The sequence below is a fragment of the Microbulbifer variabilis genome (genome assembly GCF_052468405.1).
In genome coordinates, this window is record NZ_CP174343.1 from 4,326,982 (window position 1) to 4,340,705 (window position 13,724).

At 53.4% G+C, this 13,724-nt stretch carries 11 protein-coding genes; 2 read left to right on the top strand and 9 right to left on the bottom strand.

Annotated elements, in window-relative coordinates; genetic code table 11:
- Nucleotides 1–274: 274 nt before the first annotated feature.
- Nucleotides 275–1,162, bottom strand: a complete 888-nt coding sequence (locus ACJJJB_RS19585) for a LysR family transcriptional regulator (protein WP_020413802.1) — start codon at nt 1,160–1,162, stop codon at nt 275–277.
- Nucleotides 1,163–1,286: 124 nt separating this feature from the next.
- Between ACJJJB_RS19585 and ACJJJB_RS19590 the strand changes: the two genes are divergently transcribed.
- Together ACJJJB_RS19590 and ACJJJB_RS19595 are read left to right on the top strand one after the other, a co-directional pair.
- Entirely contained in the window at nt 1,287–2,063 is a 777-nt protein-coding gene (locus ACJJJB_RS19590) for a ferredoxin--NADP reductase (RefSeq protein ID WP_445365350.1), read from the top strand.
- A 139-nt stretch (nt 2,064–2,202) separates the two neighbouring features.
- Nucleotides 2,203–2,763: a lipocalin family protein gene (locus ACJJJB_RS19595; RefSeq protein WP_020413800.1), complete on the top strand. Its 561-nt coding sequence runs from the start codon at nt 2,203–2,205 to the stop codon at nt 2,761–2,763.
- On the opposite strand, the gene ACJJJB_RS19600 is transcribed toward ACJJJB_RS19595, so the two are convergent.
- From ACJJJB_RS19600 to ACJJJB_RS19635, 8 genes are all read right to left on the bottom strand, one after another.
- On the bottom strand, nt 2,755–4,446 hold the full coding sequence (locus ACJJJB_RS19600) for a hypothetical protein (RefSeq protein ID WP_445365351.1): 1,692 nt from the start codon (nt 4,444–4,446) through the stop codon (nt 2,755–2,757). The genes ACJJJB_RS19595 and ACJJJB_RS19600 overlap by 9 nt on opposite strands.
- Complete coding sequence (locus ACJJJB_RS19605; RefSeq protein WP_445365352.1) at nt 4,443–6,671, bottom strand: hypothetical protein; 2,229 nt, start codon at nt 6,669–6,671, stop codon at nt 4,443–4,445. The genes ACJJJB_RS19600 and ACJJJB_RS19605 overlap by 4 nt, the downstream gene beginning before the upstream one ends.
- Entirely contained in the window at nt 6,664–7,869 is a 1,206-nt protein-coding gene (locus ACJJJB_RS19610) for a BatA domain-containing protein (RefSeq protein ID WP_445365353.1), read from the bottom strand. The genes ACJJJB_RS19605 and ACJJJB_RS19610 overlap by 8 nt, the downstream gene beginning before the upstream one ends.
- 1 nt (nt 7,870) lies before the next feature.
- Complete coding sequence (locus tag ACJJJB_RS19615) at nt 7,871–8,773, bottom strand: DUF58 domain-containing protein (protein WP_445365354.1); 903 nt, start codon at nt 8,771–8,773, stop codon at nt 7,871–7,873.
- A gap of 5 nt (nt 8,774–8,778) precedes the next feature.
- Nucleotides 8,779–9,777 carry an AAA family ATPase gene (locus tag ACJJJB_RS19620; protein WP_353375814.1) on the bottom strand — a complete coding sequence of 333 codons (999 nt, stop codon included), beginning with the start codon at nt 9,775–9,777 and terminating at the stop codon, nt 8,779–8,781.
- Nucleotides 9,778–9,779: 2 nt separating this feature from the next.
- Nucleotides 9,780–10,505, bottom strand: a complete 726-nt coding sequence (locus ACJJJB_RS19625) for a DUF4159 domain-containing protein (RefSeq protein WP_445365355.1) — start codon at nt 10,503–10,505, stop codon at nt 9,780–9,782.
- Nucleotides 10,506–10,719: 214 nt separating this feature from the next.
- A complete protein-coding gene (locus ACJJJB_RS19630) occupies nt 10,720–12,351 on the bottom strand; it encodes a TldD/PmbA family protein (protein WP_444902404.1) in 1,632 nt (543 codons plus the stop codon).
- Between the two features lie 27 nt (nt 12,352–12,378).
- A complete protein-coding gene (locus ACJJJB_RS19635; RefSeq protein WP_282951987.1) occupies nt 12,379–13,710 on the bottom strand; it encodes a TldD/PmbA family protein in 1,332 nt (443 codons plus the stop codon).
- Nucleotides 13,711–13,724: the final 14 nt, after the last annotated feature.

A 13,724-nucleotide genomic window follows, 5' to 3' on the forward strand; every position in this document is an offset into this window, starting at 1 on the left:
CTTTCAAATTCAACCTGGTCTGAATGGTTGGAACATAGGTAATATTCTAATTGGCGGCCTTATTGGTATGCTGATAGTGGATCCTGCTACTGGTGCAATGTGAAAATTACCTGAATCGGCAAATATAACTTTACAGTCAAATACTGCATCTATTCCTAAGGGCGGACTGACAATAGCTTCTATTGATGAAGTTCCAGATGAAGCAAAATCACAGTTGGTACGAGTGAAGTAACTTAGGTAGTTTTGCTGGAAAAACCACCCAAAGGGTGGTTTTTTATTCTGATGATTCCTGTTTACATAACTCCAGCCATCGTTCAATTCCCGCACTTCTATATTTTTGTGTGTGCAAAGCGAAATAAAACTCTCTGTGAAAATCCCGTTGTGGTACAGGCAGCGCAATTAAAGAGCCTCGTTTTAATGCGTCAGCCAGTGAAACTTTAGATAGACAGCTAATTCCAAGACCGGCTTCCACGGCCCGTTTGATAGCCTCTGTGTGCTGTAGCTCTAAAAGAATGTGCAGACTGGGAAGTAAGCCAGCCATAGCCCGGTCAAAAGTCTGGCGTGTACCGGAACCGGGTTCCCGGGTAATCCAGATGGCTTTGAGCAGATCTCTGTCTGTTAGGCGCTTGCGTTTGGCCAGGGGATGAGAGGGGGCGCAAAAGACGACCAATTCATCACTGCGCCAGGGAATCATTTCCAGATCCGGGTGATTAAATTCACCCTCGATAAGCCCAAGGTCCAGCTCAAAGTTAAGCACCCGCTCTGTGATTACTGATGTATTAGCGACCTCCAGCTCCACTCGTGTGCCGGGCTGCTCTTCCATGTATCGCGCCATTACGTTTGCTGCCAGGTAATTGCCGATGGTTAGTGTTGCTCCTATTTTTAGGCGCCCGAGATCACGATGACTGGCCAGGCTCTGTTCCAGTTCCTGTGCCCTTTCCAGCAGCTCCTCCGCCTTGGGCCATAGTTGCCTGCCCAGCTCATTCAAGCGCAGGCGCTTACCGGTGCGCTCAAACAGGCGCAGCTCAAACTGCTGTTCGAACTCCTTAAGGGCGGTGGAGGCGGCGGACTGGGACATGCTCAGGCTCTCTGCTGCGCGGCTTACATTCTCGTGGTGAGCACAGGCAAGGAACACCTCCAGTTGGCGCAAGGTATAGCGCAAAGGGAAATCTCCACTTGATCGTTAAAATAGATAAGGAATATCGAAATATCCCACTTTGCCAATAGATCTTCCAGGGCTAAAATTCAACTATCAAGAGACTCGTGGAATAACCGGTTTTAAGTTTATGTCCAAATTGAATATAGAGAAGGTGTTGGAAGTCCGTCATTGGAACGACACGCTGTTTAGCTTCAAGACCACCCGGGATTCGGGTTTTCGCTTTGAGAACGGACATTTCACGATGATCGGCTTACAGCAGGACAACGGTCGTCCACTACTGCGCGCCTATTCCATTGCCAGTGCCAACTACGAAGATGAGTTGGAATTCTTCAGTATCAAGGTTCCCGATGGCCCCCTGACTTCCCGCTTGCAGAAGATTGTGCCGGGCGACGAGATCTACGTGAGCCAAAAACCCACCGGTACCCTGGTGGCCGATCACCTGCTGCCGGGCAAGCGCCTGTGGTTGCTGTCTACGGGCACCGGCTTGGCACCTTTCATGAGCATTATCAAAGACCCCACTGTCTATGAGCGTTTTGACCAGGTAATCCTTACCCACGGGGTGCGCTATGTCTCTGAGCTGGCCTATCAGGAGCAGATCGAGAATGAGCTACCGGAGCATGAGTATTTTGGTGAGATGGTACGCGAGCAACTGCTCTACTACCCGACTGTGACCCGTGAGCCCTACCGCAATACCGGTCGCCTGACCGACTTGATGCTGACCGGTAAGCTCTTTACAGATCTGGATGTGCCCAAGCCGAATGTTGAAGAGGATCGCTTTATGCTGTGCGGTAGCCCGGCAATGCTGAAGGATCTCACCAATATCCTAGATGACTGGGGATTCAAGGAGACACGCGCAGGGGTACCGCACGAGTATGTGATTGAGCGCGCTTTCGTCGAAAAATAAGTTGGCCAGTCCAGCGATAAAAAACCACCCTCGCGGTGGTTTTTTTATGGGTGAAATACAAACTCTCGAAACTATCCTGACCTTGTGAAACCCTTGTCTTCTATTTTGATTTGAGGGTGAGTTTGCTGGGAGTGGCTAGATGAAGCAGTTTTCCCTGGGAGTACTACTGTTTTCCTTCCTGTGGTTAGGTGCCTGCACGCGGGTACCGGAGGGGGTTGAGCCAGTACAGAATTTCCAGCTGCAGCGCTATTTAGGCCACTGGTATGAAATAGCCCGTTTGGATCACTCTTTCGAGCGGGGTCTAACCCTGGTGACTGCGGACTACAGCCTCAATCCTGATGGTTCCGTCGCGGTAATCAATACGGGTTACTCAAAAGCACGTGATGCCTGGCAATTAGCGGAGGGGCGGGCTGAGTTTGTCGGTTCCAAGGATGTAGGCCACTTGAAAGTATCTTTCCTTGGTCCCTTTTACTCTTCCTATATCGTAATTGCCCTGGCAGATGATTATAAATATGCGATGGTGTCCGGATATGACAAATCCTATTTGTGGATATTGTCCCGCACCCCAACTATGCCAAAGGATGTACTGGAGCAATTTATACAGAAAGCCAAGGCGATGGGTTATCCCGTCGATCAGCTGATATTCCCCAAGCAGGAGGCGCAGCCGGGTAATAAACCCTCCGCGCAGTCTTCAAGATAAGGGCCTGTTCAAGATTCTGCGCTCCCTCCACCAGCTTGTGCAGACCAATAACAGCAAAATCAAAGCCGGCCATTGGCGCTCAATAGGCATTTTGCCTGAGTGACGATTATCAACTGGCCCCAAGCGTGCGGCGGCCATTTGTCGGGCCTCCCTGGCATTTAGGGACCGTTGCCACTTGGGCCAGTCCTGTTTGGCAAAGATATAGAAGTTTAATACCGGCTCCCCATCCATATCAGTCTTAAGCTGATGCCAGCCAGAACCCTGTGGCCAGAAGCTGTAGCACTGGCCCTGGGAATTACTACTTACGGCGACACCACTGATGGGTAGGGAGTTTTCTTGGGAGCTTAATAATATTGGTCTCTGATTAGAAAAAAGTGGGCTGCATAGGATGGTGCGTTCCTGAGTCCGCGGTAACTTATTGGAGAGGGTTACTGGCGGCTGACTACCCAAATGCTTGAGTTGGTAATCAATAATGGACTTCCACAGGCTGGCGAATTCAGTAGCAAACCCACTGGTTAGCCAGCGGTGGCTGTCGCTAAATAGAATAAAACCCAAGTGCTGCGTCTGGGTTGAACGTCCCCAGAAAAGGGGAGTTTCTTCATTATCCAGTAAGAAGTCACTGGAGCCGGGCTGCACGGCTATAAAGCCAGAATTGCGCAGTGGGGGAATCTCCGCATTGGCCGCTTTTTGGTAGCCAAAGCCGGAGTGTAAACGGGTATCTTCTCCCTTTTGCAGAGGCATGGATTGGGCTGCAGCGTATTGGAGAAACTCTTCAGAGCTATCGCCACTGACTAACCATAACAGTGACTTTGTGGTGGCCAGCTCGCTGAGCTGATGTTTTTGTTGAGAGGAGAGTTGCGGCCACAAACTGCTATCGAGAATGACTAAATCGAAGGGACTTTCCTTTGTGAGTAGAACCGCAGACTCGGTAAGTGGAAGCCCATTGAGAGTCTCTTTTCTACTAATTTCAGGTGCCAACTGGGTCATCACTTGTGCTGCTACACCGGATTGACGCAGCCAGCGGGAGAGGGCGGCTGTCTCAAAAGAGGGGCGTGCCAGCCACAGTAACAATTTGGGCTGGAGCGGTTCTCGCACCAGGATGGGTAAAGGATCTGTATGGATTTCGCCGGTTTCGCTTTCCGTCCGTACTCGGTATAGCTGGGGGCCCGCGAGTTTTGGAGTGGCAGTGAGTTGTGCCTGAATTGCTTCTCCCACTTTCAGCTCAAGACTGTCTTCAATATGGCCGTAGGGATTGAGCAGACTAATTTGTCGGTTTTCAGTCAGTGGCTGGTTGTTGTGAACCTTTAACTTTAAAGAATCACCCAGGGTAATTCGCCGCTGCCAGTCGAATTCCCAGCTGCTATCAGATTCCTGGATATTCGATAGCTCCAGGCGCACTGGTGCCAGGTCCCGCAGTTTGTCGCGGCCGAGTGGCTCCCCATTGAGGGAGATATTTTCCACACCATTGAGATTTATTGGATGTGAACTCGCCAGCGCTTTGCTGTCGATAGAGATATTGCGCTCGGCGGGAATGATTGCTGGCGGCTGCCAGAGCATCCAGGCACTCAACCAAATCGCCAGTTGCAGGCCATAGTCGAACGGCTTGGCACCTCGGCGGCGCAATAGTACGAGTGATGCTAAACAGGCCAACAGGCACAGGCCGGGTATCAAGAAATCAATCACAATGACTTCACCCCTTGCTGGTGTAGCCAACGTCTGAAATGGCCGTCGGCCTCTGTTTGCAAAGGCAGTGAAGGCGCAGATTCCGGTGCTGGCAGTAGCTGATAGAGCAGCTGATTCAGGGAGTTTGTGCAATCAATACAATTCGGTTGCTGGTGGCGCTGCTGGTATAAACGCAGCTGTTTGGATAGCTCCAGGCCGAGATCCAGTGATTGCTCTGTGGCTAGCTCATTTATCTGCACCAGCAGATCGGTATCGAGTTCGGCACCAGCGCCTACCTGGGCCATTAGGGCGAGCACCTGTGCTCTTTGTATTTGTTCAAAGGCACTGTCGACGGTTTCTGGCGCTACGTCTTCCCGTTCACCGCTAAGCCGGCGGCTTTCGTCTATGGGGGGCGCCTCGAAGCCGACTCTCTGTAAGTAAATACGCGAAGCCTGCTGTACTTCCTTGATAAAGCGCAGAGCCCGGTGCTGATGGGGCAGGGAGGCCAGGGGCTCTATAACCGACAGGTCGCGCCAGGAACTCCACATGGCATTCAGCGCGTTGCGCAGTAGCTCCTTGGTCTGGGGGTCGAACAGGGTGGCATGTTCAGAGCTGTCATGCTGATGCCCGGCGGAAGCGACTATGCGTGCTGCCTGTTGGAAGTGGGAATCCCGCTGTACGAAGGGAGTCGCATTTTCTTCGCCATGTGCCTGGTGCTCACCTTGTTCTGTATGATCGTGGCTATGGCCGTGTTCGGACTCCTCTTCATCATCGTGCTCCTCGGTCTCTGCGCCAGAATGCTCCGCTTCCGAATCCTCTTCGCCGAGAAAGCGGCCGTAGCGCATGCGCAGCAAATTCTGTTCATAGGCTAAACCCTCGGAGCGTTTGCGAAATGCCTCCGGATGCAGCTGTTCTCGCTCGGATAGCAGGGCCTCGGTATCAATAATCAGCTGGCGTTGGCTGCGGAAGTACTCCGGCAATATTTTAATCGCCATACCCTCGCTGTCGCTCAGCCCGAAAATCTCTTCTTGCGGCCAGCGCAAGATAAAGTGTTGGCTCTTGGCAACGTTGGCGCTGGGCTCGCGGTTATCCCTGGCTTCCAGATACCAGTAGAGTTCATCTCCCGCTTCCATGGAAAACTGGTGGATGGGCAGGGTGAAATCGTAGCGAGCTGCTTTCTTATCTTCCGAGGGGCTTGTTGATAAAGCAGTGGATTGCAAACTGGTGAGTGGAATACGCTCTTCGCGAAAGCGTAAATTTTCCCCGGTGCCGCTGGCGAGGGTGACCAATAAATCTGCAGAACTCACCTGGTAATCATCACTAATTATTACTTTCACGGGAATACCTTGGGTGCTCCCTTGAATGGTATCGACGCGCAGGCTGGGTGCCTCAAAGGTAAACTCCGGGGCACTATCTTTATGCACCCGAATATTATGGATTTCCGGCAAAAGTATTTGGCTCTCCGCGAATTGCACTGAAAGCTGGTAAAAGTCTGCCTTAGCGATAGTGCGTTGTAATTGCCATTTTTTACTGGGTAGATTACCTAGCGGAGAAAAGGCGAAGCGCTCAGTTTCAGCCAACATTTCCAGCCCTTGCACCGGCTGATTCAATTCGAGTTGCCACTCGACCTTGGACTGCTCCGGCACATCGATTTGTAGGGATTGGCTTTCGGCTGTGAGCCCAGTGTAGGCGGGCGGCTGGATATGGGTTGCCGCGCGCATTATGGCAAGCTTTTCGGCAACGGGAATAGCTGTATTTTGTTGCGTGGTCTCAGTTTTATCCCCGGTGAAGTGAGAATCGCTCAGTACAAATAACAATAGTCCCAGGCAGGCACCAAAAGCATTTGTCAGGGCACTGCGGAGTTTTTTTGGACCGAAAGGCGACCGGTCGCCACTTTCCAGCAGTTGTTGCAGCGCTGTTTCGATACGCGCGCGCTGTAATTGCTGCAATGGACTTAGGTTGGTTTTCTGTTGGCTAAGCAACTGGCTGCTGTCTTGCAGCTGTGGATATTGTCCATCCAACTGTCGACATAGGCTTTCAGGGCTTGGGCGCCAGCTGCGATCCAATAGAATTGCTACAACAATAATTCCGAGCCAGGCGAGCAATAGCCACTGTGGCCAGCCGAATACAAAAATACCCAAGCCAGCCAGAAGGCTGAGGCCAGTGGCAAGCCAGAGATAGGGCCGCAGGGCTGCCAGTTGCCAGCGCCTGCGTACAGCGTTAAGGGTTAACTGACGCTTATCCATGGTCAGCCTCCCCATTACTAACGGTTGCCATAATGGCTGCAGGTCGCGATAGGGCAATTAGGCGTTCAAAAGCCAGAAGTAACAGTAGGGCGATAATTAACCAGGGTTGCAGTTGTTCAATACGACGGTTTTCCACCTCGCTGTCTTCTACAGGAAGGCCTGCCATTATTTTGCTAGCAGACCAGTGGCCACGATTTTCGTGCTGTAGCGACCAGTCTTGCCCAGACCACTGCTGCCATAAACGTTCAGGTAAATCTGCGCGGCGATAAAACACCTCGCTGTACCAGTCACTTTCGTAGCGCAGCCAACTTCCCCGTCCCACTGAGGCCACCTGAGTTGACTGGCTGTTATCCACAGCAACGAAGTTGAGATTATCGGTAGGGGGGATACTGTTGTCGGTGATTAACAGGCCGCCATCTGTAACAAATTCCAGCACGGCTTGTGGCAGGGGTGCGAGGCCTGTGTAGATCAACCAATCTGTCTGTTCGGCGCTGGGCGCCTTTTCTTGTTCCTGAATATGCACCGATAGTCCTGGCATTTTAATTTGCCAGTCTTCCAGCACTGGCGCCCACCAACTGGGCGGTTTGCCCATTAAAGCGATACTCGGTAATACCGGGCTCGGAGCTGTGGATGCTTTATCGAGGCCATGCCACTGCCAATGGGGACTGACTCTTAGTGCCTGGTGGGACGCTGGAACTCCGTTGTTTATCAACAGGATATGAGCCCTACGCAAATCCGCCCGGCGTGATAGTGCTGATAGAGTTTTCCACAGGTCCACATTTTGTGGTGGGGGTGAGGTTACGGAAGGTGTTTCTGGGGATAACCACAGCACTTTATAACCTTCCCCCACAAGCTGCGGCAGTGAATTGTGGATAAATGTATTCGCTTCGCCCGCCCCAATTCTGGGGTCCACCAGTATCACGCCCTCTTGGGGATAAATTTCCCGTTTAATCAGCGGCTGAGCCAACAAACTTGTCAGCAGGGCGACGATTAGCAGGCGCAATAGCAGCAACCACTTGTTATCCACAATAGGGCGGCGCGCGCGACTCTGTGAATATCTTTGTACCCATTGCAGCGCAGCAAAGGAGATCTGCTGTGGATTACTTCGGCGCAGCAAATGAATGGCGATAGGGATAATCAGGGCTGTGAATAGCCATAGCCACTGTGGGGATTGAAATAAGTTATTTATCCACAACATCTCAGCATAACCTGCCGTGCAGCTGAATAAATTGCCGCAATGACTTTTCCACAGGCTGCTCGATAAGGTCGGTCTGTAGTGAACATTCCTGTGTGGCAAAGCGTGCTTTTAACTCGCTCTGTGCATGAGCAAAAGCATCCAGGTAAGACTGGCGTTGCCGCTCGGCGTCCACTTCTAAAGTTGCGGGCGTACTGGCGCTTACTTCTGGATTGAGCAGCTTTAGCTCTCCGCCAAAAGGAAAAGTCTGTTCTGCCTCAATTAACAATTGCAGTGGCAGGCAGGGGCGGCCGGCGGCATGCAGGCGTGCGACAAAATCGCCGATCTCATTACCCTGTTCAAAAAAATCACTCAGCAATACCACCTGACAGGGCCGCTCAAAGTATTGCCACAGCGGCGCCAGTTGAGTGTGATCTGGCCAGTGGTCGCTGGCGTCGAGTTGTTGTAGCTGAAGGGCGATTTGACGCTGGTGGCTCTCGCCCTGGCCTTCCGGCACATAAACCGTCCGACTGCTGTTAAACGCCAATAGGGAATAGCTGTCTCCCTGGGCGTTGAGCAGCCAACAGAGGCTGGCAATCCAACACTTGGCGTAATGCAGTTTATTCAGGCTGGACTCGACAAAGCTTGCCTGGCCCAGGGAAGCGCTGGTATCGAGCACAAAGCACACGTGCATGCGGCTCTCCTGCTCGGTCTCGCGCACATAGTAGCGATCGCTGCGGGCGAATAGTTTCCAGTCGATATGACGAATGGAATCACCCGCTTGATAGCCTCGGTATTGGTGAAATTCCAGACCGGTGCCACGGCGCTGGCTGTGTTGCACACCGAGCATCACGCCCTCGGCGATATGCCGCGACAGCCACACCAGGTCGCGACAACTGGCCAGGGTTTTGGGGGACAGGTATTCCACGCTGATCAGTCCCGGCCCGGTTCCGGCACCGCTGTCAGTAATTCGTCAATCAGCTGTGGCATCTGCACGCCATCGGCCTGGGCCTGGAAGCTGAGCAGCACCCGATGGCGCAGTACCGGTAGTAACAGGCTGCGGATATCCTCGCGGGTGACGGCGAGGCGTCGTTGCAAAAGGGCCCGCGCCTTGGCGGCGAGAATCAGAGCCTGCCCCGCGCGGGGACCGGCGCCCCACTTGATCCACTGTTGCAGGGTATCGCTGCCGCTGGTTTCCATGCGTGTAGCGCGCACTAGTGTCGCCACGTAGCGGTACAGATCGTCGCTGACATGAATTTCCCGCACCAGTTTCTGCATTTCGCGCAATTGCTCTGCATCCAGGCTGGGGCTGGGTTTGACCCTGCTGGCACCGGTGGTGGAGCGCAGGATTTCAACTTCATCCCGCTCATCGGGATAGTCGATATGAATATTTAACAGGAAGCGGTCCAGCTGAGCTTCCGGCAGTGGATAGGTGCCGGCCTGTTCGATGGGGTTTTGTGTGGCCAGTACGAAATAGGGATCGGGCAATTTGAGTGTTTTACCGCCCACCGTTACCGAGCCTTCCTGCATGGACTCCAATAGGGCTGCCTGGGTTTTCGGCGGTGTGCGGTTAATTTCATCGGCGAGCAGGATATTGGTGAAAACCGGGCCCTGCTGGAATTTAAAAAAGCGCTTGCCGGTGCTGTGATCCTCTTCGAGGATCTCACTGCCAAGAATATCTCCGGGCATTAAATCCGGGGTGAACTGTACCCGCTTAAAATCCAGCGCACTGGCATCGGCGAGGGTTTTTACCAGCAGGGTCTTACCCAGCCCCGGCACCCCTTCGAGCAGGGCGTGGCCCCCGGCCAACAGGCAGATCAACATCTGCTCCACCACGGGTTTCTGGCCGACAATCACTCGCGCAATCTCCTGTTGCAGATTGTCGAGGCTGTGCAGTTGTTCTTCGATACTATTTTCCAGGGTGGTCAGCATAATCAGCTCGTCAGTGCGTAAATAACAATGTTCACCGCAAATTTTGTGTTATCGATGGCGAGCCAGCGTTTGTTGCGGTAGTCGTAGTCCCATTCGCAGCCGAAATCTTTGTTGCTGTAAAGCACGGCGATACGGCCGTTTACAACAATGGCTTTCAGGTAGTCGTGTACCAGATCATCACCCCAGCCATTTAATTCAAAGCTGGTTACCGGCAATTCATCGAATTGAAAGAAACAGCGGTAGAGGTCGTGATCGTCCGGGAGCTTTTGCAGGCAGTCTTCGCCAAACAGCTCGGTCATTTGCGCTTCGAAGGATTTGGCAAAGAGACCGTCGATATCGTGGTTGCAGTCGTCGACAAATATAAAGCCACCGCGATTGACGTAATCGCGAAAATTCTTTGCCTCTTCCGTGGTGAACTGCACCAGCTTGTGTCCGGCCAGGTAGCAGAAGGGCGCCAGCAGCATTTTCTTATCGGCCAGCGGCACTATGTGTTCTTTGGGGTCAACCCTGAGATTGGTGTACTCCACCAGAGAATTGAGCAGGTTGGAGGGCATGCGCTGATCTACATCCCAGTCACCGGATTCGTACATCAAGCGGGTGAAATAAAAATCGTAGTGCTCCTGCGCACTACCCGGTGCGGTATTTTGCGCGCGTGTACCCAGCGGCAGCGCTGCGGCGCAGCTACCCAGGATCAGGCGCTGGAGAAAAGCCTTGCGGGTGAGGGACACGGGATAACTCTGTTACTGCGTTGGTTTTTATTGTTGAGAGCAAAGGAAAAAAGGTGCTCCATTCGAGACACGCTGTAAATACATCCCTGTACGCTCGTAATCGGCATCCATGCCTCATACGGTCTCAAACGGAGCACTTTCTTTCCTTCTACCCATTTATTTTCAATGCTGGGAGCTGACTGGTTTGCTGGCCAGCTCCCGCCTGGATCAATGGCTAGCCCAGCTTGCGCTTGGTGTTAATCACATTGATACTGTCGAAGCGTGCAGTGGAACTACCGTGGGATACCGCACTGGTTTGCATCGGCTGTCCCTTACCGTCAAAGAAGGAACCACCCAGGCGGTAATCATCTTTGTCGCAGACCTGCGAACAGGCATTCCAGAATTCCTGGGTGTTGGACTGGTAAGCGACGTCCTCCACCATGCCGGTAATCTTGCCGTCTTCAATTTCGTAGAACAGCTGTCCACCAAACTGGAAGTTGTAGCGCTGCTGATCGATGGAGAAGGAACCGGCACCCACAATATAAATGCCTTTCTCCACATCCTTGATCATATCGTCGACGCTCAGCTCCTCCTTGCCAGGCAACAGCGAAACGTTGGACATGCGCTGGAATTGCACGCTGGACCAACTATCTGCGTAGCAGCAGCCGTGGGATTTCTTTTGCCCCAGCATATGTACCTGATCGCGGGTGGCCTGGTAGTTCACCAGCACACCGTCTTTTACCAGATCCCAGTTGCGGGTCTTCACGCCTTCATCATCGTAGCCGACGGCACCGAGAGAGCCGGGCTGTACCTTATCGGCAAACAGATTGACCTTGTCACTGCCGTATTGGAATTTGCCGCTGCGCCATTTATCGATAGTGGCGAAAGAGGTACCGGCAAAATTGGCCTCGTAGCCGAGTACGCGGTCCAGCTCCAATGGATGGCCGACAGATTCATGGATGGTGAGCCACAGGTGGCTTGGGTCCAACACCAGGTCGTACTTGCCCGGTTTGACCGATTTAGCCGTGAGCTTTTCCTTGGCTTGTTGCGCCGCCAGGCGTGCGTCTTCGGCCATATCGTAGGAATCGCGGTAGAGCACTGTCTGCGCTTGGATCTTGTCTTCGGCGCGGCCATCCAGGTATTCAAAGCCGCGTCCTACCGGCTGGCTGAGGCCCTGGCGGGTGCGGAAGCCGCCGGTTTTCTTGTCCACTGCGGTAACCGAGAAGGGCGCCCACAAACGGTGAACATCCTGGTCGATATAGGAGCCGTCGGTAGAGGCAAAATACTTTTGTTCATTCACCAGGTACAACATGGAGTTGATATAGCTGGCGCCGGCATCCATAGCGGACTTGTTCACGTCCATCAACAGATCCACCTTGTCGGCCAGGGGGATCTGCATAGCGTTTTTCTGGATGGGTGTCTGCCAGCTCACCTCGCCGTGGCCTTTTACCGGAGCCAGCTGTACTGGCTCCTGCTGGTATTTGGAGTTGGCCTTGGCCGTGGCTACTGCCTGGCGGGTGGCGCGAGCGACGCCATCGGCTGTCAGGTCATTGGTGGCGGCAAAGCCCCAGGTGCCGTTGGCAATAACCCGAATCCCCATGCCGATAGATTCGGTGTTCACCACGTCCTGCACTTTCATCTCGCGGGTGATCACGTATTGATTCAGGTAGCGACCAATACGCACATCGGCATAAGTGGCGCCGAGTTTAGTGGCGGTATTCAGGGCGACATCGGCAAATTCTTTTTTTACCGAGAGATCAATACCGCTTTGGGTCAGTTTGCTCTCGGCCACCAGATTGCCGGACAGCGGCAACATGGAAACACCCAGGCCGGCACCGCTGAGCTGGAGAAATTTTCTTCTATCCATTTCGTTATCCTCGATGGGTGCTGGCGGTTAAACGGCGTCGGAAAGGCTGCTGAAAGTAAAATCGCGTACTTTCAGTGCGGGAATCATGGCTGATATGCCCCACATCCCCACTCGCTGGGGTACGCCCATATCCTCAATATTGTTGAGCATGATTACCGGGCTCTCGTTGAAGCGGAAGTTCTTCACCGGGTATTTGATCTTGCCGTTTTCGATATAGAAGGTGCCGTCACGAGTGAGGCCGGTGAGCAACATGGACTGGGGATCGACCATACGGATATACCAGGTGCGGGATACCAAAATGCCGCGGCGGGTATTTTTGATCAGTTCTTCGGTGGATTTATCGCCGCCCACCATAATCAGGTTGTTGGGCTCGGGGACCACTTCGCCTTTGCTTTGCTCGGCCCAGTAGCGACTGCGCGCCAGGTTTTTCACCACGCCATTTTTCACCCACTCGATGCGTCCAAGCTGCATAAAGTCATCGTCGGTCCAGGGTTGAGCTGGCACATCGAGACTGGTGGGGTCGGAGTAGAAATTTACGCGCTTGTCGAACATCTTCTCGCCGGTACGGTTGCCGCCGCCCTTCTTGCTCATAAAGCTGCGGCCTTCGTCGGCACTGCGCGCATCGAAGCCGCTCATCATGTAACCCACCAGGCCGGACACCGCATTGGGCTCCAGGATCACGGTGTACTTGCCCGGTTCCAGGGCGCGGGCTTCCTGGGACAGGACCGCCTTGTCGATGGCCACAGAGGAAGTGCTGCCAGTATTCATCGCGCCGAAATCGGTAACGTCACTTTCAGCCCAACCGGAACCCAGGCCATTCTCGGTGCGCATGGTTACGGTGAAGTTGGCAGAGGTAGAAGCGTGGTAACCGAACAGGCCTTTGCTGGTGGCGACTGCCGCAAAAGAGCGCTGGTCTTCCAGGTAACCTGCGGCAACCACTTTCTTTTCCTTGGCTGCAATAATGGAATCTGCCGCAGCCTTGGCGCGCTGGTCTGGAGTGATATCTGCGGTGGACTTGGCGAAGCCGTCTACGCTGACATATTTCTGCGGTCCCAGCATCGGCATGGCTTCCGGGTTTTCCGGAGACAGCTTGGCCAGCTCTTCGGCGCGACGCATCACTTTTTCCAGGGAGGCATCGCTGAATTCATTGATGGTGGCCACACCGGATTTCTTGCCGAAACGGGCCTCTACAGCCAGCTCGATATCGTTGACGATGCCACTGGTGGAAACACTGTTGCGCGCGTAGCGAATATTGCCGGTCTCGCTGCCGGCCAGTTGCGCGCTGGCTTCATCGGCGCGGCTGTATTTTAAAACCTTGTCGAGAATACGCTTCGCTTCACTTCTACTCAGAATTGCCATTGCCTTTTCTCCAA

Coding starts and splice junctions, on each gene's coding strand:
- ACJJJB_RS19595 (WP_020413800.1), top strand. CDS start 2,203: ATGAAGCAGTTTTCCCTGGGAGTACTACTGTTTTCCTTCCTGTGGTTA.
- ACJJJB_RS19635 (WP_282951987.1), bottom strand. CDS start 13,710: ATGGCAATTCTGAGTAGAAGTGAAGCGAAGCGTATTCTCGACAAGGTT.
- ACJJJB_RS19590 (WP_445365350.1), top strand. CDS start 1,287: ATGTCCAAATTGAATATAGAGAAGGTGTTGGAAGTCCGTCATTGGAAC.
- ACJJJB_RS19630 (WP_444902404.1), bottom strand. CDS start 12,351: ATGGATAGAAGAAAATTTCTCCAGCTCAGCGGTGCCGGCCTGGGTGTT.
- ACJJJB_RS19610 (WP_445365353.1), bottom strand. CDS start 7,869: ATGTTGTGGATAAATAACTTATTTCAATCCCCACAGTGGCTATGGCTA.
- ACJJJB_RS19605 (WP_445365352.1), bottom strand. CDS start 6,671: ATGGATAAGCGTCAGTTAACCCTTAACGCTGTACGCAGGCGCTGGCAA.
- ACJJJB_RS19620 (WP_353375814.1), bottom strand. CDS start 9,777: ATGCTGACCACCCTGGAAAATAGTATCGAAGAACAACTGCACAGCCTC.